Here is a 21390-nt window from a genome sequence, read left to right on the forward strand (position 1 = left end):
TCAACGTGATGGTGCGCGAACTTTCCCTCGGCGAACGGATGAAGATGGAACTGATCGCCTCGCTGCTTCACCAGCCCAGGGTCCTATTCCTGGACGAGCCGACCATCGGGCTGGACGTCGTCTCGCAAAAGACCGTCCGAGAATTTCTTTGCGAATACAACGCCACGCACAAGACGACCATCCTGCTCACCAGCCATTACATGGCGGACATCCAGGAGCTTTGCAAACGCGTCATCATCATCGACAAAGGCGTCATCTCCTTCGATGGGCTCCTCAGTGAAGTGGTGGACAAATTCGCCGACTTCAAACTCATCACGATCCAGTGTGGCGGAGCCAATCAATGTCCGCGGGAAGACTTGAAACGGTTTGGTGAAGTCGTCGAGCACAGCGAAGCAGCGATCAAACTGAAGGTGAAGCGCGACCGCGTGATTTCCGTTTGCAAAGCGCTCCTGGACGGGCTGCCCGTCACCGACATTGACATTCAAGAAGTGCCGATCGAAGACATCATCCGACAAATCTTTGCACGGTGACTTAGCCAATGATTTTGCCGACAAATCGCGCCATGCGAGCCGTGGCAACCTCGATTTGGTCCAGCGCGGTCGCGAAGCAACAACGCAGATATCCCTCGCCGCCGGGTCCGAACGCACTGCCGGGGACACACGCCACCTTTTCCCGTTCGAGCAATTTCACCGCGAATTCTTTGGAGCGAAGGCCGGTTCTCTTGATGGAGGGGAAGGCATAGAACGAGGCGCGCGGCAGGTGGCAGCTCAACCCCATTTCATTAAAGGCGTCCACGATGAAATTGCGGCGCGCGCGATATTGCTCGCGCATTTCTGCGGTGTCTTCCTCCCCATGTTGGATCGCTTCGAGCGCCGCTTCCTGGCTGATGACGCTGGCGCAAAGCATGGAATACTGGTGAATGCGCATCATCGCTTCGATCAGTTCCGACGGGCCGCAGGCGTAACCGATGCGAAATCCGGTCATCGCGTACGCCTTGGAAAAACCGTGGAGAAAGATGGTCCGCTCACGCATTCCCGGCAGAGATGCGATGCTGACGTGCGCCCCTTCAAACGTCAGCTCCGAGTAAATCTCGTCGGTGATAACAAGCAAGTTGTGGCGCAGGACGGCCTCGGCGATTTTGAGCAATCCGGCGCGGGTCATGGTGCCGCCGGTCGGGTTGGTTGGAAAGTTCAGGACCAGCACCTTGCTCCGCGGAGTGACGGCGTTTTCGATGGCTTCCGCGGTGAGTGAAAACCCCTGGTCCGACGCGCACGAAACGGGGACGGCCACACCGTGAGCCAGGGTGATGCCCGGCGAGTAACTCACGTAGCACGGTTCGTGATACAGAGCTTCATCGCCGGGATTCAGCACTGCCCGTAACGCGATGTCCAGCGCTTCACTGACACCGACCGTGACAAGGATCTGATTCTTTGGGTCGTAAGTGACGCCGAACTTCTTCTCGACGGAGCCGCTGATGGCCTCGCGGAGTTTCAAAAGCCCGAGGTTGGATGTATAGCTGGTCTTCCCGCTCTCCAGCGCGTAAATGGCGGCCTCGCGAATGTGCCACGGCGTGACAAAGTCCGGCTCGCCCACGCCAAGCGAAATCACATCCGGCATCGCCTGCACAATGTCGAAAAACTCGCGGATGCCCGACCGCGGGATCCCCTGCACGTGTCTGGCGATAAAGTCCTGCGACTGGAAAGGAGGAGCCATCTTGTGGATGCCGATGCTTATCGTTGCTAATGAGTAGAAAGACAACCGTCATGATTTCGCAATCGCAAAATCCACGACAGCGGCGCGGGTCAGGCGGCGGCCTTGTCTTGCTTCCGGCGGACAACGGGTTTCGTTTCGCCGAGCACCGCGGGGCGCGTGATGGTCACCGCCACGACGTCGTCGGTGCCGGGGATGTCGTACATGACGTCGAGCATCAACCGTTCGATGAGTGCGCGCAGCGCACGGGCCCCGGTGCCCTTTTTGATCGCCTGCACGGCCAATTCGCGCAAGGCGTCCGCGGAAAACTCCAGTTCTACCCCTTCCATTGCCATGAGCTTGGCAAATTGCTTTGTCAGCGCGTTTTTGGTTTCCGTCAGAACTGAGACCAACTGTTCCTCGGTCAACTCGTCGAGGACCGTAACCATCGGCAGGCGCCCGATGAATTCCGGGATGAATCCATAGGCCAGCAAGTCCTCCGGCTCGACAAACTGTAGAATCTCGCGGCGATCCACCGAGGCTGTTCGGTGCGCTTGATTCACGGCTCCGAACCCCATGACCCGATGGCCCAGCCTCCGTTGAATGATCTTCTCCAGGCCGACGAATGCGCCGCCGCACACGAAAAGGATGTTGGTTGTGTCAACGCGAATATATTCCTGCTGCGGGTGTTTGCGGCCTCCTTGAGGCGGAACATTGCAGACGGTGCCTTCCAAAATTTTCAGCAACGCCTGCTGAACACCTTCGCCCGAAACGTCACGGGTGATGGAAACATTCTCGGTCTTGCGCGCGATCTTGTCGATTTCGTCGATGTAAACGATTCCCGTTTGTGCCCGTTTCACGTCATAGTCCGCATTCTGGAGCAGGCGCAGGATGATGTTCTCAACGTCCTCGCCGACGTAGCCTGCTTCGGTCAATGTCGTCGCGTCGGCAATCGCGAATGGCACCTCCAGAATCCTCGCCAGCGTGCGGGCGAGCAGGGTCTTTCCGGAACCCGTCGGCCCGATCAGCAGGATGTTGCTTTTTTCAATTTCCACTCCGCCATGGCAGTCCCTGTCGTCATCCGTCCTCGCCGTGTGTTCGGTTTGAATCCGTTTGTAATGGTTATGCACGGCCACGGCCAGCGTCTTCTTGGCGTGCTCCTGCCCGATGCAATGAAGATCCAGCCGCCGCCGGATTTCCACCGGCTTTGGCACGTTAAACTTCAGCGTTTGCTTCCGGCCTTCGGCGCGAAGTTCCTTGTCGAGCACATTCTTGCAAACGATTATGCAACTGTCGCAAATGTAAACGCCCGGTCCCTGGATGAGCTTTTTGACTTCTGCATGTGATTTTCCGCAGAAGCTGCAGAGCGTCAATTGAGTTGGACGTGCCATTCCACTTCCTGTTGGTGATCGATGGATCGCGGTTGAATCGGGCGAATGGAGAATCGGGTTTCCAAAACAGTCATGCTTTGACGTTCTCCTGTTTGGAAGCTTCCTTGTTTTCGTTCAAACCGGGGATTTCCTTGCGAGATTTCACCACTTCGTCCACGAGTCCGTAGGCTTTTGCATCGTCGGCAGACATGAACCGGTCTCGGTCCGTGTCCTTACCAACCGTCTCCGTGGCCTTGCCGCAGTGCTTGGCCAGGATCTCGTTGATCCGGTCTTTCAGGCGGAGTATTTCCTGTGCCTGAATGCTGATGTCCGTGGCCTGGCCCTGCACACCGCCCCACGGTTGATGAATCATGATGCGCGCGTTCGGCAGCGCATAACGCTTCCCCTTGGTCCCCGCGGAAAGCAGCACGGCGCCCATGCTGGCCGCCTGGCCAATGCAGTAGGTGTTCACGTCGCAGGTGAGGAACTGCATGGTGTCATATATCGCCAGCCCGGCGGTGACGCTGCCTCCGGGAGAGTTGATGTAGAGGTGAATGTCCTTTTTTGGATCGGTCATCTGAAGAAAAAGCAGCTGCGCGATGATGACATTGGAAACGGTATCGTCCACCGGTGTGCCGAGGAAAACGATACGGTCCACGAGCAGACGCGAATAAATATCGTAGCCGCGCTCGCCTCGACCGGTCTGCTCGACGACCATCGGGACCAGAAAATTGTTCATAGGTTGAATCAAACCGAGGCGCAACGTAATGGAGGCCTACCATAGCGTCAAGCGTGGTCCGGTCACAAAGCAGGCACCGGCCGCGCTAAGACCTTTTCCCGCCGTCCCGTCTGAGACTTTCCAGCGCGGCAAGCGCCGCCTGGCTTTCCGCCTCCTTTTTGCTTTTGCCCGTCCCGCGGCCCAGTTCAACGCCCCGATGATATACGGCGCTTTCAAAAACGCGGTCGTGGTCCGGACCGGCGACCGACTCAAGCTGATATTGCGGCGCCTCCGTCGAGTTGGCCTGCAACATTTCCTGCAACTCACCCTTGGGATTGTCGAGGTTTGGAATCACTTCCAGTTCACCAAACTCCTCGCGAAACTGACGAAGCACAAAATCTCTCGCGGCGTCAAAACCGGCGTCGAGAAAAATCGCGCCCAGCAGCGCTTCGAACGCATCAGCCAACGCCGAGGGACGCTCGCGTCCGCCGCTGCCTTCCTCGCCGCGGCTGAGGATCAGGTGTTCACCCAGGCCCAACCTGCGCCCTCGGCCGGCCAGCATGCGGCGGTTGACCATCTGAGCCCTCGCCTTGGTCAACGGCCCCTCGCCCAAAGAGGGAAATTTTTCATAAAGCTCGCCGGTAAGGACAAGCTGCAACACTGCGTCGCCGAGGAATTCCAGGCGCTGGTTGTGTTGCACGGCGGTGCCTTGCTCATGCGCGACCGACGGATGCGTCAATGCGAGGCGCAGCAGGCTTTCATCACGGAACGAGTAACCGAGGCCGGTTTGAAGGGTGTTCAGATCAGACACAACCGTAACGTCGAGTTGTCAGTGTTGTGAACGGGTTAAGCGAATTGCGTTTCGGCGTATCCATGCAACTTCCCTTCGCGTTTGAGCGTAAAGGCGTGCTTCGTAATGACGGAGGCGGTCAGGTTGCCGGGAAGGTGCGGATGGTCGTAATTCATTGTTGCTCGGGAAACCTCGGAAAGCCGTCCATGGCAGTTCACTCTTTCATTATTACCGCCGACGATCAGGCGGGACAAACTAAACTCAAAAGTCTTCGCGTGCGTAAACGGCGAATTGCCTTGGACTGCCTCCGCCGGCACTCGACAGGTCTTGACGGGTGTCTGACCTGCCAGAACCAGGGAAACGGCACATCGAGAAGCTGCAAGGCAACAGACAGTCAAGGCGGCGAAAAAGGCCATCCACCCCGTGATACCCGCGCAAACCAGCGTGCGTCGCCGCCGGATTCCGACGAGAACATCGCTCGTGCCCCGGTTGCTGACGGTCGAACATTCTGGATGTGATGATGACTGCATTCAAGGTGCCGTTTGCGGGGTGGCCGCCGCATCCATCGTTTCTGTCGAAGCTGCCCCGGTGATTTCGCCAGTGGCGGGCGCTACGAGCTGCGCCTCGCCGGTTGGTGGATTCAAACCATGTTCGAGCAGGTGCCCCACGTCACGCTGCACTTCCTCCAGTTGATCGAGTCGAAGGCCCGGGTCGGTTATGGTGAACACGTCGCCCGTCCTCGGCTGCTCGTAAATGAAGACGCGACGGCCGTCACGTTGCACCTGTTCCTTCACTTTCAGGATTCGTTTGCGCTCGAGCATCACGGCGAGAATGAAACAGGCCGCGCCGTGCCGCGGATCGTTTTGTTCGACCAGTTTGCGCAGCAGCGATTCGGCGTTTTCCTTTTGAATCGGCTCGGGCCGCACCGACGGGACCTCGAACGCACCCTGCCAGTGCGAGACAAAACCCTTGCGACTGGTCGCCCCCTGGCTGAATTGCGCCGCCCAGCACACTTCACAAACATCGAGTCGTTCGTAGCCGGCCTTTTCGTCGAAGAGCAGAGTGTGATACGGCTGTTTGTCGGCGAACAATCGGCCGCACGAGCGGCAGGCGTGTGCGCGGGATTGGATGTTCCATTCAATCATGAAAATGCTGTCAACACTATCAACGGGTCTGACGCTGAACCATTATCATCGCGTTGGCCGCGACTGCAATCTCATTTCCTGGCTCGAGGCCGGGAGAACACCTGCAAACCCGGGCGCAAGAACGGGGAGACCGCGGCAGAATGGGCGGGTGAATTGGAGCGAGCGAAGGGATTCGAACCCTCGACACTCACGTTGGCAACGTGATGCTCTACCAGGCTGAGCTACGCTCGCTTCCGTGTAAGCCGCGCAAAATTAAGCCAACCCATCCCGATTGCAAGTTCTCTTTTCCCGCGGGCTATTCGAAATCGTAGACGACAACCTTTTTGCGGTTCGGCTTGAACACCTTTTCCACGAATTCGATGTGCAAGGGATGGACCTGATAGTCGTCCTGTGCCTTCTTGTCCGCAAAGACCACATTCAGCGCGACCTGATACGATTGATCCACCACCGGCCGGTGGCTCGGTGCCATCCTGCCCACGTGGAAGTGAACGATGCCGGGGATCGGCGCGAGATACTTTTTGGCGCCGGCGACCAGGTCATCTCCCGCCTTCGGATTGGCGGGATCGGTCCAGAAAATCACGACGTGTGAAAACATGGACGGAGCGTAAGACGGAGAACGCAAACGAAGGAAGGAAAAACTTGAGGCTTTGCGCTTGTCAGCCGCTGGATTTTCGCGTCTAAACAGCCGATGCCTGACTGGATCGCCGTCGTCATTCTGGGAACCATCGAAGGAATCACCGAATTCATCCCCATTTCCTCCACCGGCCATCTGATGATCGGCGAGAAGTGTCTGATCGCGGCGAAATGGCTGTCTGGTCACCCGAGTGACCTGTTCAACATCGTCATCCAGTGCGGCGCGGTGATCGCCGTGCTGCCGCTTTTTTCGTTACGCTGCCAGCAGTTGATGTTCCGGTGGCGCGAGTCTGAGACACGCGATTACCTCTTCAAACTGATCCTCGCCTTCGCTCTTACGGGCCTGGGAGGATTAATCCTGGAGAAAAAGGGGTTCAAGCTGGAGGAGAACCCCAGACCGATCGCGTGGGCGCTGATCGTCGGCGGAATCGCATTTCTCCTGGTCGAACGCTGGCTGCGTGGCAAGCCGCTGCGTGATGAGGTGACGTGGACTATCGCCTTCGCCGTCGGTGTCGGTCAACTGATCGCCGCGATATTCCCGGGTGCCTCGCGCTCCGGTTCCACCATCCTGCTTTCGCTGGCATTGGGTCTGGGCCGGCCGGCGGCGACGGAGTTTTCTTTCCTGGTCGGCATCCCCACCATGCTCGCCGCAGGGGGCCTGAAAATATTCAAAGCTCTCCATCACACCAAAGATATTTCTATGACCGCCGGGACCACTCCGGAAAACTGGAGCATGGTAATTCTCGGAACGATTGTGGCGGCGGTGGTTTCGTTTGCGGCGGTGAAATGGTTTTTACGTTACATTCAAACCCACACGTTCAGCGGTTTCGGGTGGTACCGGATCGCGCTTGGCGCCGTCGTCCTGATTTTTTTCCGATAGATCCACGCGACGAATTATTTACCTGGTGGTGATTTTTCCGTTGAAGGCGGATTGGGTTTTTCCGGTTTTTCTTCGGTAAAGAGTTCCTTGATGGTACGGAGCGGATGGAAAGGAAACATCAGTGGTTTGGGGATATAAAGAGGTTCTTTATGCGGTTCGTGCAGCGTGCCGGTGACTTTGTATTCGAACAACTTCGTCAGTGGTGACAGGACGAGGCTCACAATCGGGCCGATGACCCAGGCGTCGCGCAGGAGGCGCGCTTCGACCCGCGCGTTCACGTTGCCTTTGAAGTCCACGGTTCCCTTGTATGACAGACGCATGGCGGGAGAACGGATTTCCATGTCATCGGTGTGCATCACGCTGTTGGTCAGCGTGAACGTGGCATTGCCGCCACTCACACGACTGCTGCCCAGTCCGGGAGCGACTGCGTTCAAAACCGGCGAAAAAATGCCAAACAACGGCATGTCCCAAAGAAAACCATCCCGCATTTCCGCGTTCCCGAAGCCGTTCCAGCTTTCCCAATTTCCACTGTTCGCCTTCGTGACAGTGAGATTGCCACTCAACGTGCCTTCGATGCGGTTGGTGGGCGACGAAACGTCGCTCATAAGTCGGTGCAAATCGACGTTCGTCACGGCAACGCGCAAACTGAAGTCCGCGGTGTGGGGAACCGTGCAGTCAAGATGGAGGGCTGCGCCGAGTTTTCCGCGGTAAAAGTCGGCCTGCAAATTGGTGATCACAACCATTTCATCCACCCAGCGCACGTTCCCGGCGATATGCGGCACATTGAATTTCCAATACGTAAAGGGCCCGCCGGAGATCTCGAAGCGCAAATCCGACTGTTTGCCATGGCGCACCTCGACCCAGCCGTTCACGTGCGCCGTCGGCGGTTCCGCAAACGTGTAGGGACTCAGTGTTTTTTCCGTTTGAGGCCCGATGGCGTGCGTGATGAGTTTCGGATCCATTGTGCTGAAGGCATTGGTCAGATACATCCGTTGGGTCGCAATGTCGTAGCCGACCCCCGACGCGGAAACAAGAGGTCCGTCGCTTTGAATCATCACGTCTGTCGCCGTGACAAACCGGTTGGTAAACTGAACGGACGCGTCCAGTTCGCCGATCGGCACCTCGCGAAAGACAAAATTTGTCGCGCTCACATGCGCTCGGGCGCCGAACTTTTCCGGATCACGCCATTGTCCCCACGCGTCGCCCTCGAGCAGCAGCGGCTCGTGAAACTTGAAATAGTCGAAGCCGCGGGGCGGCTCTCCTTCGAACAAGGGTTTGAGCACGAGCGGGTCAAGTTGACCGCGAAACCTGAAGTGGTAATCGTGGTTTTGAATGTTGGAGGTGTGCGCGAATTCGATCTGCCCTTCCGGACGAGTTGCGACGAAATCGGGCAGACTCCACACCGAATTTGAGAAGGTAAAGCGCGACCTTGCAGACAAAACCTGCACCCCGCGAAACGTGGCCGCCCCGGCCCGCAATTCCCCGTCAATCTGGAGCGTTGGCAGCACCTCGGCCCTCCAGTCGGGTTGTCCTTTGGTCCAATCGGGAAGGATGACACGGACCTGTGCGTTGACTTTGGGCGGCTCCGTCCAATCATACTGACTGAGCCAGTGCTGTGTGCGCGGCGTGAGCAGCGATTCAATTTTGCGCACATCGAAATCGAAGCTGGTCTGAACCCATGCCTCCCGTGTGACGGCATGGATACGGACAGAGGCGTCAAGTTGGTGATCGTAGAGATCGGCGTGCAGTTTTTCGACGACCAGTTCCGGCGCGCGCCACTTTCCCGAAAAATCCACCCGGTCCGCAGCGACATTGGTGGACGCGACTCCATCGACCCGGGCGTCCCAATCAACTGCAAACGGTTCGAGCGCCTTCCACCACGTCCGCGCACCGCCGGTGTTTGGCGGAGTCTCGGGCGTCACGCGGGCCGCACGGCCATTGATCAGAAAACTCCGGGCCCCGCCCCAGCGGGAGCGCGGCCCTTCCGCCGTCCATTGCCAGTCAATCTGTCGGGGCAGAATGCCGTCCGGGGAGTGGATCACCTGCACGGTGAAGCGATTTGTTTTCGATTGCAACCATTCCGACTCGAAGGCGCCCGAATCGAGTGTGAGTTCCGTCCTCAAAGGACCCGTGCCGTCCTGTGACCGGTCTGTCCGGCCTGTGAAGCGTGCGTGTGGCACGTTACCCCAGGGCGTGTCGACGCCAACCAATTCGCAGTCAAGCGATGCGTTCGCAGGCAGAGGATTGGTGACGGCCTGCGCCCACCGGACGTAAAGCCGGCCAAGTTGCGCCTGCCCCCACGGTGTGCGTGCATTGTTCATTTGCAGCTTCAATTCGGACTGACCCACTCCGTTACTGCCGGATGGGTGGTTGAGTTCGGCAATCAGCAGCAGTTTTTCCAGCCTGCCCCATGCGGTGTCCGCGCCGAGCGCGGTCAAGTAAAGGTCGGCGCTGATCCCGGCCGGCATGCGCGCATCTCCACGCACCTCCAAAAGGATTTCCGGCGTGCGGCTGAATCTCATCTGACGCGCTATTTTCGCCACCTCGCGCAGCCGTGTCTGCCACAACCCGGGCGGCTGATTCGTCGTCGGTTGGAACCGCCAGTTGCGGACTGCCGACGCGTTCGTCAGCGTGCCGGAGAGATGGATCCTGGCGCCGAGGCAAAGCGCTTGAAAATGTTCCAATCTCCACCGGTCGTCGGGAAGCAGCCGGAGTTCGGTCGCGATATCGTCCAGGACGATCGGTTCCGCGGTCTCGTTGGTGGAGAGGAGGGGCAGGACGAGCCGGCCGTCGTGAAAGACGAGTGAACTGACCTGGAAACGCAACGCGTGCAGCGCGGCGCGGTCGAACTTAAGGTCCGCTTCGCCAATGGAAAGTTGTGGTCCGGCAGGGTCGTCCGCGCGTCCAAGACGAATGTTTTCGGCGACGAGGCCGTGGTACCAGCGCAGGCGCAACCGGGTGAAACGGAGATCCACGCCCCGTGCGCGCAACTCGGAAACCAGACGCGTTTTGAGAAACTCGGGAAGGCCGACCAGATTGAGGTAAGTCAAACCGCCAAGGAGCAGGAAAAGGAAGAACAACAGGCAGACGCGGCACCGGCGAAAATAGAGTCGAAACCGTCGACAGAATCCTTGCTGGGCGCTCGGCGGCATATCACGGGACGGCACCCGCAGATGCGACCAGGCTACGAACCACTTCGTTATAGGCGTCGTAGATTTTGAACGGGCATTCGAACACCGTCCGTTCGCCTTCAAGGTCCACCAGAGCGTACGGGCCGCCCGAGAGGGATTGACTGCCGAATTCAAGCGTAAATGTGCGTAGCTTCTCGCCATTATTGACGTCGATCGACAGTTTGTGCGGTGGATTCGTGAATCCGTATCGGGCGACATCCCGAGAGCCCTGAGCGATCCAGGCGTTCGACCACAACTGGCCAAAGCGGTACACCGCCTCCTCAAGCGCGAACGGGTTCACGATGCCCTGGAAGCCTTCCGTGAACTTCCAGCTGCCCTTGTGATCGCGCTGCAGTTTGTAGGTCCTTCCCTTGAACTCGATTGTCACGCCCGTCACCTGGTTCGTCGTAAAATTCCAGATGCGCCGGTCGCGCAACTCGAATGCGGCCTTGGGCAGCGACAGCGCGTCTTCGAGGCGCATTGCGTACACGGAATTCTCGTCGCTGCGGCGCACGTAAATCTTGTCAGCCTGGTTGGTGCCAAAATCAATCTCGGCAATCAATTGATTCGTGCCGCCCGCCGCCGCGCCTTTCAAGACGTACTGTGATTTGGACGGCGAAAGTCCGTACGTCGGCAGGTCCTCGGGCGTCACAACTTCCTTCGCCAAATCGACGACCTCCAGCGAGTTCAGGCGGCTCAACAATCCTTGCACCAGAGAGGTGTCAGCGGGGGCGGTGAGCGGTTCGACGATCCGCCAGGCGCCATTGGTCTGTTTCTGGACCGCGAATACCTCGGCGGCGTGGGCCTCAATTCGTTCCACCGCCGACGGCGCGAATTCGATCAACCGTTTGTCCAGAAAATCCGTGTACGGGACGCGCAATTCATCCACCAGTGATTTTGGAACAGTCACGATCATTGGATAGTTGGAGCGCCGCGCATACACCTGTGTGGAACCGTTCGTTGGACTTTTGCCGAATTCAACCGTAAGAACGTTGTTGGTCCCCTGGCCGAATACCAGCGCCACTTCGGGGGTCTGCAGCCCGTAGGGATCAAGGTCGCCGGGCGTGTCGCTGACAAACCGGCCGACGGGTGTGTTTTGCAGTTTCTGGAGCAGTTGTTGGAGCAAGCTGTTGTCCGCCCGCGCCGGACGCGGGTCGGCCAGGCTCCACAGGAGATTCGTCGGATTGCGCTCGACGCTGAACTCACGCGTGCCCGCGCGTACGCGGATCCGGTCGAATTTCAGCCCGGACAAATGCAGAAAGGTCGGATCACGCCAGTCGGTATCGGACAACGGGAGACGATCGAGCAATGCCGACTCCGTCACGAGGACGCCGTCTGATCCCACCTGTTTCAGATAAAGCGTTTCCCCTATCGGCGTCTTCGCGCCGAGGAGGAGACGCAGTTTTTTCTGACCGAACTGGACCGTCAGCGTCACCTGCGGTTCCTCCAGCCCGAACGCCGCCATGCCGCCGGGCTGGGCGAGCAGTTCTCCGGAGGAGATATAAGCGCGCCGGGTCAACGAGTTGAACAGTCCGAGCCAGTTTTCGATGGCGGTCGTCTGCGCCGGGTAAGCCGGCCTTGTCAGCCGCCACTGATCGTTGGTTCGCTCGACGCGGATGACGCTGTTCGAGCGGAGAATCTCCACACTGGTGACCTTGATAGGATCAAAATTGGGGAACAGTTTCGTCGCGCGCGCCGCCTGCTGTTCGCTGTCGAGAGTATGCCGCTCGAAGAAAAGGATATATGCGAAGACGCCCAGCGCCACGGTTATCAGATAAAGGGTGCCTTTGGAATTCATGGTTGGTGTTCCAGTGTGTCCATCAGCGGCGTCGACGCACCCATACGAGCAATCCGAGCGCCAGCACGCCGCCGGGCAGACCGCCCAGCAAGATCCACCTTGCCGCCGCCATCTGGTGCTGGGTCATGGAGATTTTATATTCGCGTACCGGGCGCGGTCCAATGGCCAGCAGCTGTGAACGATCCAGCAACCAGCTGACCGCCAGGTTTGCAAAATCGCGATTGGCCTCCGACTCGATGGGCGCGTTGGCCAGCATTAATGAATCACCGACGACCACGATGCGCGTGGATCCGTGGTCGGCGGCGACACCTGGGATGGTGCCCTTTTCCACGGCTACCATCAGCGGAATGACGGTGTTGGTCACGCTGCGTACCTCCTTCCCTAGCCCGCTCGTAAAGGCCAATTCCACGACTTTGGCCGTGTCCGATGTGCGCGAAGAACCCGGTAACTGCCGCACGGCATGAGGCAGCACCATCGCGAGTCGCGAACCCACCAACGGCCGGACGATGGGATGCTGGCCGAAGCTGTCCACATAGAGCACCTGGGTCTGGCCGGCCTTCGCCTGCGATTCGTCGGTGACGAGCCGGTCGCCGACTTCGACGCCCCAATTGAGCAGAATCCCTTCCAGCCCGCTTTTGACGCCGGTGATGCCCGGATTCAAAAGAAGGATGAAGGCCCGTCCGCCGTGGCGCAGATAGCTGTCGATTTTCTCCAGCTCCGACTCGGGCAACGGCCGACGCGGGCCGGCAACGATGAGCAGCTGGCAGTCGCGAGGCACGTCGTTGGTTAGCAGAGACAGAGTCTCCGTGGAAATGTTCTTGTCCTGCAAAACCCTGGCGAATTTGAAATACCCATTGATGTCGTCCTCGCTGTCGGGTGGGTGTTCGCCGTGCCCGACCAGAAAGTAGGCTTTGAACGGCCTGGCGTCCGTGATGCCAACGATGGCCGAGGTGAACATCTGCTCGCCTTTGAACGCCGTGCGGCGGGCTTCCTTGCCCGTGAAGATGCCGGACAGGTCGTAATCCGACATCTCTTTTTCATAAACGATCTTGACCTTGCCGTTGCTGTCGAAGATGACAAAATTCTCATCCGCCGAGGAACCGAGCCTGTATTGCGTCCTGATGAGTTCGCCGCGGCCGGATGCGTTGAGGTAGTCCACGAATTCCACTTTGAGTTTCGAACAGGCCAGCCCGTACTCATTAATCAGTCCCTTGACAGAACTGAACAGCGAGCTGTGGGGATCAAAAAAGACGATGATCTTCACCTGGTTTGTGAGCGAGTCGAGCCACTGGAGCGTCATGGGCGACAGTTGGTACCGCTCGTCGGTCATCCACTGGTAACGCTTGAAATGACGGCTCGCCAGGTAATTCACCATCAGCACCAGCGCCAGCAGCGCCGCGCACGAAGCGAACACGTTCAGGGCGATGACCCATTTTCTTCCGGCGGAAAAGCTCGCCTTATGAGGTGAAGGGTTTGCCATGTCACTTCCAACGGCGACTTTCAACCACCTTGAATGTCAGAAACAAAAAAAACGCGGTCAGGCTCAGGTAAAAAACGATGTGCCTCGTGTCCACGATTCCCCGGGCAAAATCCTCCATGTGTTCGCTCAGCGAGATGTACGAGAATACCTTCCCCGCCCAGTCCGACGACGGCGTCGGGACCAGCGATCGCAAGCTCAACACGAACAACCCCAGGCCCATCACCAGGCTGTTCATCGCCGCGATGATCTGACTCCGCGTCAGTGCCGACGCGAAACAACCCATGGACATGTAAAGACAGCCGATCAGCGTGATTCCAAGAAACGTGCTCGCCGTCGTCCAGGGATCGAGAACGGTCGGCTCGCGAGTGAAATACCGCACGACCGCGATGCAGCCAACCAACGGCAGCCACGTCAGAATATAGAACAGCAACGTGCCCGTAAACTTGGCCAGCACGACCTGCAGATCACTCACCGGTGTCGTCATTAACGTCTCGTATGTGCCCGTTCCCTTTTCGAAGGCGAAGGAACGCATCGTAATCACGGGCGTAATCAGCAGCAGAATCAGCCAGAAGTAAAATGTGCTGTAGAACAAGACCGTCAAAGGCTCCACCACGCCGCGGGGATCGTCGTTGAGCGAAGACAGCATCCCGGTGAAGCTCAAGCCAAGCAGCAGCAGGACCGACGCGATGACCGCGTAGCCGGTGAGTGACGCAAAGAAAACCCCAAGTTCGCGCCGGACCATGGTGAGATACACCCGCATCAGCGTGCCTCCTCGTCGCGGTCGGACCGCGTGATGTGGACGAAAATGTCCTCGAGCGAATGTTGCGCGCGGCTGAGTTCGCGCAGGGTCCAGCCGCGCACCCGCACTTGTTCAAACACAAGTGGCCGCAGGTCCAGTCCCGCGCGCGGCGTCAACGCGCAACGCAAATATTCCCCTTCCGCCGGAGCGATGTCGAAGTACTCGACCTCACCCATCTGTTCCCAGCAGGCGCGCAGGTCGGTCACCGGGGCCGCGATTTCCGCAATCACCTGTCCGCCGTCGCTCATGATGTTTTGCAGGTTTTGCGGCGTGTCGGCGGCCAGAATTTTTCCCTGGTGCATGATCAGTACCCGGTTGCACGTCATTTCCACCTCCGACAGGATATGCGTCGAGATCAGCACCGTGTGATTGCGCGCCAGATCTTTGATGAGATGCCGGACCGAACGAATCTGGTGCGGATCCAGTCCGATTGTCGGCTCGTCCAGAATGATCAGCTCCGGCTCGTGCACGAGCGCATCGGCGAGACCGACGCGCTGACGGTAGCCTTTGGACAAGTGCCCGACGATCTTCCGCCCCACGTCGGTCAGACCGCACTGTTGCATCACAACGTCAACGCGTTCGCGGCTGCGCCGGATGCCAAGGCCTTTCAACCGGGCGCGGAACTTGAGGTATTCGCGCACCCGCATGTCGAGATGCAAAGGGTTGTTTTCCGGCATGTAACCGATGCGCCGTCGGACGTCGTCAGCCTCGCTGAAAACATCGAAGCCCGCAACGCGCGCGGAACCGGAAGTTGCGGGCATGAAGCACGAAAGCACGCGCATCGTTGTGCTCTTGCCCGCACCGTTGGGTCCCAGAAAGCCGACGATCTCGCCGCGACCAACCGAGAAGGTCAGACCGTCCACCGCCGTGTGACCGGCGTAGCGCTTGGTCAGGTTTTCGACCTCGATGATCAAGCCGTTGTTCATGGGTACGGAGCGGAGTCTATCCAACAAGGACGGATTCGGGCCATGAAAAAGTCACTCAACGGACGCGAAGTGTGACGGAACCTTGCCGCGTTTGAACGTAAGCGCCGCGTTGCCGCCGCGCGACGACGCTCAACGCAACGCGTTCGTCCCGTTTTTTTCCCATCAACGCGCTGGCCGCGGAAAGCAGGTCCGTGGTGGCCCGTCCGTCAATGGCGGTGATCAGATAACCACGTTGCAACTCGGCCCGCGCGGCGGGTCCGCCCTGTTCGACGTCGGCCACCAGCAGCCCTTCCCCGCGGTGGAAACCGAAACTTTCCGCCAGTTCATCTTTGTCCAGTTCCTGAACGGACGCGCCAAGTTTCTGGCGGACCAATTGAGACAGCGGAACCATTCGCACCCTGATGTCCTTCCGTTCACCGTTCCGGCGGACGGCAAGGATTGCTTCATGATCCGAGCTAGCGCTGATAAGCTCGATGCATTGGATGAAACTCCCGGGAGTCCGGCCGTTGACCTGTGTGATCTCGTCGCCCTTCTGCAATCCGGCTTTTGCGGCGGGACTCCCCGGTTCCACATCGGTCACCGCCAGCGGACAGACGCCGGACTTGATGCCCGCGCCGAACCACACAGACCGGATCACCTCAGGAATGAAAATCTCCGAGAGCGCCTCGGCGACCTGTTTGATGGGGATGGCAAAGGCAATGCCTTGTCCCTCGCGGTAAATCGCCACGTTGAGGCCGATCAGGTCACCGCGCAAATCGATGAGCGGTCCGCCGCTGCTGCCGGGGTTGATGGCGGCGTCGGTTTGCAGCCAGTCGGCAACGTCCAGCGTTTCGTCTTCCGCTGACGGGCGCCGGTTCTTCGAACTCAAAATGCCGCGGCTGACTGAGCCGCCCAGACCGAACGGGTTGCCCAGCGCGAGGACCGTTTCACCCAGCAACAAATCGTCGTCTTTGGCAAACTTTACTGCTTTGAATTTTTCACTGTGTTGAGTGACGAGTTTGAGCAACGCCACATCTTTGCCTGTGTTGCCGACGATCGGCTTCGCCTCAAACTCCCGTCCGTCGGCGAGTCTGACCCGGACCTTGCTGGCACGCCGCACGACGTGGAGGTTCGTGAGCACATAGCCATCCTCGTCGATAATGACGCCCGAACCGAGGCTGTACTGGGTGTCGGGCTGCCGTCGTCGGTAGTACGGTCCCCAGAATTCGCGCAGCATCTGGTCGAACGGGTCGCGATACTCCACGACGGTTTCCGTGGCGATGTTCACGACGCACGGCATGACTCGATCCACAGCTTCAACCGCGGCGTCCCGCCGCAGATCCGCCTCTGCGGCAGGCGAAAAAGTCGTGGGCGCCACGTTCACGACGGCGGCGAGCGCCAATGGTGGCACGGCGCGCCGCCAAAATGACCTTGCTTGTTTCACTGTGCTTACAATCAACACGACAGACCGTTCGCGGGTTCGTTCAATCTTCCAAAATCGCATCCGTTGCCGGCCACATGCCTGGATGCCGCGGCGGCGCCGACCTGGAGCAGTCGTGCATGGTGAAGGATTGCGCAGGCAAATCAACCTTGCGGGCCGCGCCGCCCAGCCAAACTAGGTCGGTGATACAAGCCGGACGCGAAGTGTCACTGTTCGCGCCATTGTGTGCGCTTGACTTTGCAAAAGCCACAACCGAAAAGCAATGGCAAGGTGTCCGGCATCGCACCCAACCTATATGAGCAGTGGCGGGCATCCACCCGGGCTGCGCCGGCGCTGCGTGAGGCGGTGGACGCCGCACCGCCAGAACGGTTGCTGCAACACATCTGGCAGCACCAGCGGCTCCGACGCGAGCAACTGAGGACGTTGGACGGCCAGCAAGTTTGTGTTCTTCATCCCGGTTTCTGGAACCACGAAGCCGGCCCTGATTTCCGAAACGCAATTCTGCAATTCGGCACCGCGTCCCCGCACAGCGGCGACATCGAGATTGATTTGCATTCCGCCGGCTGGCGGGCCCACCGCCACGACCGCAACGCCGCCTACCGGAACGTCATCCTCCACGTGGTCTGGGACGCGGAATCGGACGCGCACTGTGCGGTGCCCACCCTTGCGTTGAAACTGCGGCTCGACGCCCCGTTAAATGAATTAAGCGCCTGGTTTGGACACGATGCGGGCGTTCCCGACCTGCTCGCCGGGCGATGCAGTGCCCCGTTGCGTGACCTGTCCATGAACGCGCTTTGCGAACTGCTGCAACAGGCGGCGCGGATTCGATTGCGCCGCAAAGCGTCGGAATTTGCGGCCCGCGCGCGCCAGGTCGGCTGGGAACGGGCGTTGTGGGAAGGTTTGCTTGCCGCGCTCGGTTACAAGCACAACGTCTGGCCGATGCGCCGTGTTGCGGAATTGCTGCCTTTGCTTGCGGCCGGCGATTCGAACAAGCGCGGTGCCGTGCTTTCCCTGCAGGCGCGTTTGCTGGGCGTGAGCGGAATGCTGCCCGCGGAACTGCCCCGCACTCAGAGCGGCGCGGACGACTATCTCCGCCGCATCTGGGATCATTGGTGGCGCGAACGCGGGGAATTCGTGGACGTGACCCTCCCCCGCGCCCTCTGGCGTTTCAACGGACTGCGCCCGGCCAATCATCCGCAGCGCAGGCTGGCGCTGGCCGCACATTGGTTGGTGGAAGAGAATCTGCCGGACAAGCTGGAACGCTGGTTTACAAGCGAGATCAGTGACGGCGGGTTGTCGGGTTCGCTCATGGAGGTTTTCCAGGCCGGACGAGACGACTTCTGGTCATCACACTGGACGCTTCGTTCGGCGCGAATGGCCAAACCACAGCCGTTACTGGGCGCTCACCGGGTTACGGACCTGGCGGTGAACGTGGTCCTTCCATGGTTTTGGACTCGCGCCGAGGCAGGAAGGAATTCAACGCTACAACAGGCGGCCGAACATCGCTACTATTCCTGGCCGGCGTCGGAAGACAACGCCCTGTTGCGTCTGGCGAGGCAGCGTTTGCTGGCGGGCGCGAACGCCCGGGCTCCGTGGACGGCTGCCCGGCAACAGGGTCTGCTGCAAATTGTGCGCGACTTCTGTGACCACTCGAACTCGCTTTGCGAAAACTGCCGTTTTCCGGAATTGGTCCGAAACCTCGACGCCACCGCGGCGGAATGACGGAGCAATGACAACAACCTTTCTGGTCAAGGGCGTGATCGTGGGATTCTCAATTGCCGCGCCGGTTGGACCCATCGGCGTGCTCTGCATCCGCCGCACTTTGACGGAAGGCCGCCTTGCCGGGCTGGCGTCCGGACTCGGCGCGGCCACCGCAGACGCTTTTTACGGCGCCGTGGCAGTTTTCGGATTGACCGCCATTTCAAGCCTCTTCGTCGGCCACCAAATATTGCTTCGACTCGCCGGTGGCCTGTTTCCCTGCTGTCTCGGAGTTAACACGTTCCTCTCCAGGCCGGGCGCGCGGGCCGCGACGCCGGGAAAAGTCAGCCTCGCCGGCGCATATAGTTCAACGCTTGTGCTTACACTGACCAATCCTGTGACGATTCTGCTGTTCGCGGGCGTTTTCGCCGGGCTTGGCGTGGGGAATAGGATGGAAAACCATCTCGGCGCGAGTTTGGTGGTTTCGGGCGTGTTCTTTGGCTCAGCAGCGTGGTGGCTGTTGTTGTGCGGCGGTGTTGCCGTGTTTCGGAACCAGTTCGACACTCAGGGATTGCGCCGTGTGAACCGCGTCTCGGGTGTCGTCATCACCGTTTTTGGATTGATGGCGATTTTCAGTCTGAAACAATGATTTCATGCGAAGCCGCACCTTTTGTCTGAGACTCGCGGTGCTTCTTCTGCTTCGTCTTCCCGCGGCGGGGACGGCAGCAGAAGTCAGTTACGATGTTGTCATCCGGAACGGCACGATTTACGACGGCGGCGGTGGTGCGCCGTTCAACGGCGACTTGGCGATCAATGGGGATACCATCGCGGCCGTCGGTAAATTGACCGACGCCCGCGGCAGGACGGAAATCAATGCCAGAGGGTTCGCCGTCGCGCCCGGCTTCATCAACATGTTGAGCTGGGCGACCGAGACTCTCATTCTCGACGGACGTTCGCAGAGCGACATCCGCCAGGGCGTCACCCTGGAAGTCATGGGCGAGGGCGAGTCCATGGGGCCGTTGAGCGGGGCGATGAAAAAGGAGATGGCGGAAAGCCAGGGCGACATCAAATACAAAATTGAATGGACAACGCTGGGAGAATACCTCGACTACCTGGCGCGACGCGGCGTTTCTTGCAACATCGCGTCCTTCGTTGGCGCAACCACGGTGCGCATCCACGAAATCGGTTATGCCGACCGGCCTCCGACGACCGATGAGCTGGAGAGGATGAAGATGCTCGTGCGACAGGCGATGGAGGAAGGCGCGCTCGGCGTCGGTTCCGCCCTGATTTACGCGCCGGCTTTTTACGCGCAGACGGACGAGTTGGTCGCGCTCGCAAAAGTCGCCTCCGGATACGGCGGCATGTACATTTCGCACATTCGTAGCGAAGGGACGCGGCTGCTTGAAGCCGCGGATGAATTGATCGACATCGCACGCGAAGCCGGAATTCCCGCCGAGTTCTACCACCTGAAGGCCGCGGGCCGGCCGAACTGGAACAAGCTCGACGCGTTGATCCAAAAGATTGAAACCGCCCGTGCGGGTGGCCTCCGTGTCACCGCCGACATGTACACCTACACGGCGGGCCAGACCGGCCTTGACGCTGCAATGCCGCCATGGGTCCAGGAAGACGGATACAAGGCGTGGGCGAAGCGCCTGAAAGATCCGGCCATACGCGAACAGGTCAGGCGCGAGATGGACACGCCGACGGACAAATGGGAAAACTTTTTTCTCGCGGCCGGCTCTCCTGAAAAAATCCTGCTCATCGGTTTCAAGAACGACAGGCTCAAGCCGCTCACCGGAAAGACGCTGGCTGAAGTGGCGAAACTGCGGGGCACATCGCCGGAAGAAACGGCGATGGACCTCGTGATCGAGGATGGCAGCCGTGTCAACACGGTCTATTTTCTGATGTCGGAGGAAAATGTTCGCAGGGAAATCGCGCTGCCCTGGGTGAGTTTCGGCTCCGACGCCGAATCACTCGCACCCGAGGGTCTCTTTTTGAAATCGAACCCCCATCCGCGCGCCTACGGAAACTTCGCCCGCCTGCTCGGGAAATACGTGCGCAACGAAAAAATTATTCCACTCGAAGAGGCCGTTCGCCGGTTGACTTCGTTTCCCGCGTCGAACCTGAAGCTCGATCGGCGCGGCGCGCTCAAGCCCGGCTATTTCGCCGACGTTATTGTGTTTAACCCGGGGAAAATTCAGGACCACGCCACTTACGAGATGCCGCATCGTTACTCAACGGGCATGGTGCATGTCTTCGTGAACGGTGTGCAGGTCCTCAAGAACGGCAGGCATACCGGAGCGAAACCGGGCCGGGTGGTACGGGGGCCGGGGTGGAAAAAGCAGTGACCAGAACCGGCTTGAGATTGGGCCGGCAAGCGAGCATCTTCGCTGGGCTGCGCGAGTGGTGGAATGGCAGACACGCCAGACTTAGGATCTGGTGCCGAAAGGCGTGGAGGTTCAAGTCCTCTCGTGCGCACCAATTTTTAGAAACTCTTCTGAAGAGCTGCAATGATTCCGTGTGGTTTCCGCAATTTCAAATTCCGAAACTCGTAAACGCGAATCCGCGCACTTTTTGGCGCGCAAGGCTGGCCTGACTGCGGGAAATCCAATTGCGCTTTTGATCACACTGTTGTGGCCGGTGCGCGTTTGTAACGCAGGAAGTTTGAGGCGGCTTTTGCAGCGGTGCAATCGCCGGCCGCATCAACATACAAACCTTCCACCCGCGATGCGCCGGCTTCATCTTGAAACAAGGCCCAGCAATTAAGCGGCAGGGTCAGTTCAGCTTCGTCATCCATCTTGAAGACGGCAAACCAGCCATCGGCGGGAATTATTTGAACGATTCTTTCATTCATAACATGTCTTGGTTTTATCA

The 21390-nt window shown here is 59.2% G+C and carries 19 protein-coding genes and 2 tRNA genes; 6 read left to right on the top strand and 15 right to left on the bottom strand.

Annotation, left to right across the window (positions count from 1 at the left end):
* Positions 1–530 (top strand): ABC transporter (locus tag VN887_10485; GenBank protein HXT40437.1); only part of this gene is annotated, 530 nt, incomplete at its 5' end.
* Position 531: 1 nt separating this feature from the next.
* Here the strand turns inward: VN887_10485 and VN887_10490 are convergent.
* The 8 genes from VN887_10490 to VN887_10525 all read right to left on the bottom strand — a co-directional run bounded on the left by VN887_10490 (position 532) and on the right by VN887_10525 (position 6307).
* Positions 532–1713, bottom strand: a complete 1182-nt coding sequence (locus tag VN887_10490; protein HXT40438.1) for an aminotransferase class I/II-fold pyridoxal phosphate-dependent enzyme — start codon at positions 1711–1713, stop codon at positions 532–534.
* Positions 1714–1802: 89 nt separating this feature from the next.
* Positions 1803–3080, bottom strand: a complete 1278-nt coding sequence (gene clpX, locus VN887_10495) for an ATP-dependent Clp protease ATP-binding subunit ClpX (protein HXT40439.1) — start codon at positions 3078–3080, stop codon at positions 1803–1805.
* A 70-nt stretch (positions 3081–3150) separates the two neighbouring features.
* Positions 3151–3798, bottom strand: coding sequence for an ATP-dependent Clp endopeptidase proteolytic subunit ClpP (clpP, locus tag VN887_10500; protein HXT40440.1), 648 nt, complete (start codon positions 3796–3798; stop codon positions 3151–3153).
* Positions 3799–3883: 85 nt separating this feature from the next.
* The gene (gene rnc / locus VN887_10505) at positions 3884–4588 is read right to left on the bottom strand and encodes a ribonuclease III (protein ID HXT40441.1); all 705 of its coding nucleotides are present in this window, start codon (positions 4586–4588) and stop codon (positions 3884–3886) included.
* 35 nt (positions 4589–4623) lie between these two features.
* On the bottom strand, positions 4624–4983 hold the full coding sequence (locus tag VN887_10510; GenBank protein HXT40442.1) for a hypothetical protein: 360 nt from the start codon (positions 4981–4983) through the stop codon (positions 4624–4626).
* A gap of 114 nt (positions 4984–5097) precedes the next feature.
* Positions 5098–5712: a hypothetical protein gene (locus tag VN887_10515; protein ID HXT40443.1), complete on the bottom strand. Its 615-nt coding sequence runs from the start codon at positions 5710–5712 to the stop codon at positions 5098–5100.
* 154 nt (positions 5713–5866) lie between these two features.
* Positions 5867–5943: transfer RNA gene (locus VN887_10520), tRNA-Gly, on the bottom strand.
* Between the two features lie 64 nt (positions 5944–6007).
* On the bottom strand, positions 6008–6307 hold the full coding sequence (locus tag VN887_10525; GenBank protein ID HXT40444.1) for a Dabb family protein: 300 nt from the start codon (positions 6305–6307) through the stop codon (positions 6008–6010).
* 93 nt (positions 6308–6400) lie between these two features.
* Between VN887_10525 and VN887_10530 the strand changes: the two genes are divergently transcribed.
* Entirely contained in the window at positions 6401–7225 is an 825-nt protein-coding gene (locus tag VN887_10530) for an undecaprenyl-diphosphate phosphatase (protein ID HXT40445.1), read from the top strand.
* A gap of 14 nt (positions 7226–7239) precedes the next feature.
* Here VN887_10530 and VN887_10535 read toward each other — a convergent pair whose 3' ends face one another.
* Genes VN887_10535 through VN887_10560 form a run of 6 tightly spaced genes read right to left on the bottom strand, consistent with a single transcriptional unit; the run spans position 7240 to position 16788 of the window.
* Positions 7240–10377, bottom strand: coding sequence for an AsmA-like C-terminal region-containing protein (locus VN887_10535; GenBank protein HXT40446.1), 3138 nt, complete (start codon positions 10375–10377; stop codon positions 7240–7242).
* Between the two features lies 1 nt (position 10378).
* A complete protein-coding gene (locus VN887_10540; GenBank protein HXT40447.1) occupies positions 10379–12193 on the bottom strand; it encodes a DUF4340 domain-containing protein in 1815 nt (604 codons plus the stop codon).
* 22 nt (positions 12194–12215) lie between these two features.
* Positions 12216–13673: a GldG family protein gene (locus tag VN887_10545; GenBank protein ID HXT40448.1), complete on the bottom strand. Its 1458-nt coding sequence runs from the start codon at positions 13671–13673 to the stop codon at positions 12216–12218.
* Between the two features lies 1 nt (position 13674).
* Positions 13675–14433 carry an ABC transporter permease gene (locus VN887_10550; GenBank protein ID HXT40449.1) on the bottom strand — a complete coding sequence of 253 codons (759 nt, stop codon included), beginning with the start codon at positions 14431–14433 and terminating at the stop codon, positions 13675–13677.
* Positions 14433–15398: an ATP-binding cassette domain-containing protein gene (locus VN887_10555; GenBank protein ID HXT40450.1), complete on the bottom strand. Its 966-nt coding sequence runs from the start codon at positions 15396–15398 to the stop codon at positions 14433–14435. The genes VN887_10550 and VN887_10555 overlap by 1 nt, the downstream gene beginning before the upstream one ends.
* Positions 15399–15453: 55 nt before the next feature.
* Positions 15454–16788: a trypsin-like peptidase domain-containing protein gene (locus tag VN887_10560; protein ID HXT40451.1), complete on the bottom strand. Its 1335-nt coding sequence runs from the start codon at positions 16786–16788 to the stop codon at positions 15454–15456.
* A gap of 267 nt (positions 16789–17055) precedes the next feature.
* Here VN887_10560 and VN887_10565 point away from each other — a divergent pair, with 267 nt between their 5' ends.
* The 4 genes from VN887_10565 to VN887_10580 all read left to right on the top strand — a co-directional run bounded on the left by VN887_10565 (position 17056) and on the right by VN887_10580 (position 20997).
* On the top strand, positions 17056–18540 hold the full coding sequence (locus tag VN887_10565; GenBank protein ID HXT40452.1) for a DUF2851 family protein: 1485 nt from the start codon (positions 17056–17058) through the stop codon (positions 18538–18540).
* A gap of 7 nt (positions 18541–18547) precedes the next feature.
* Complete coding sequence (locus tag VN887_10570; protein ID HXT40453.1) at positions 18548–19165, top strand: LysE family transporter; 618 nt, start codon at positions 18548–18550, stop codon at positions 19163–19165.
* A gap of 4 nt (positions 19166–19169) precedes the next feature.
* Positions 19170–20864: a D-aminoacylase gene (locus tag VN887_10575; GenBank protein HXT40454.1), complete on the top strand. Its 1695-nt coding sequence runs from the start codon at positions 19170–19172 to the stop codon at positions 20862–20864.
* 49 nt (positions 20865–20913) lie between these two features.
* Positions 20914–20997 (top strand) — tRNA-Leu (locus tag VN887_10580).
* Positions 20998–21139: 142 nt separating this feature from the next.
* Here the strand turns inward: VN887_10580 and VN887_10585 are convergent.
* On the bottom strand, positions 21140–21390 hold a 251-nt coding region (locus VN887_10585; GenBank protein ID HXT40455.1), incomplete at its 5' end, for a DUF6253 family protein.

The sequence above is a fragment of the Candidatus Angelobacter sp. genome (assembly GCA_035607015.1).
GTDB lineage: Bacteria > Verrucomicrobiota > Verrucomicrobiia > Limisphaerales > AV2 > AV2.

What these genes read in the sequence shown, in the direction of transcription:
- VN887_10490 (HXT40438.1), bottom strand. Translation starts at nt 1,713, where the DNA reads ATGGCTCCTCCTTTCCAGTCGCAGGACTTTATCGCCAGACACGTGCAG.
- clpX (HXT40439.1), bottom strand. Translation starts at nt 3,080, where the DNA reads ATGGCACGTCCAACTCAATTGACGCTCTGCAGCTTCTGCGGAAAATCA.
- clpP (HXT40440.1), bottom strand. Translation starts at nt 3,798, where the DNA reads ATGAACAATTTTCTGGTCCCGATGGTCGTCGAGCAGACCGGTCGAGGC.
- VN887_10510 (HXT40442.1), bottom strand. Translation starts at nt 4,983, where the DNA reads ATGGCCTTTTTCGCCGCCTTGACTGTCTGTTGCCTTGCAGCTTCTCGA.
- VN887_10515 (HXT40443.1), bottom strand. Translation starts at nt 5,712, where the DNA reads ATGATTGAATGGAACATCCAATCCCGCGCACACGCCTGCCGCTCGTGC.
- VN887_10525 (HXT40444.1), bottom strand. Translation starts at nt 6,307, where the DNA reads ATGTTTTCACACGTCGTGATTTTCTGGACCGATCCCGCCAATCCGAAG.
- VN887_10530 (HXT40445.1), top strand. Translation starts at nt 6,401, where the DNA reads ATGCCTGACTGGATCGCCGTCGTCATTCTGGGAACCATCGAAGGAATC.
- VN887_10535 (HXT40446.1), bottom strand. Translation starts at nt 10,377, where the DNA reads ATGCCGCCGAGCGCCCAGCAAGGATTCTGTCGACGGTTTCGACTCTAT.
- VN887_10540 (HXT40447.1), bottom strand. Translation starts at nt 12,193, where the DNA reads ATGAATTCCAAAGGCACCCTTTATCTGATAACCGTGGCGCTGGGCGTC.
- VN887_10545 (HXT40448.1), bottom strand. Translation starts at nt 13,673, where the DNA reads ATGGCAAACCCTTCACCTCATAAGGCGAGCTTTTCCGCCGGAAGAAAA.
- VN887_10550 (HXT40449.1), bottom strand. Translation starts at nt 14,433, where the DNA reads ATGCGGGTGTATCTCACCATGGTCCGGCGCGAACTTGGGGTTTTCTTT.
- VN887_10555 (HXT40450.1), bottom strand. Translation starts at nt 15,398, where the DNA reads ATGAACAACGGCTTGATCATCGAGGTCGAAAACCTGACCAAGCGCTAC.
- VN887_10570 (HXT40453.1), top strand. Translation starts at nt 18,548, where the DNA reads ATGACAACAACCTTTCTGGTCAAGGGCGTGATCGTGGGATTCTCAATT.
- VN887_10575 (HXT40454.1), top strand. Translation starts at nt 19,170, where the DNA reads ATGCGAAGCCGCACCTTTTGTCTGAGACTCGCGGTGCTTCTTCTGCTT.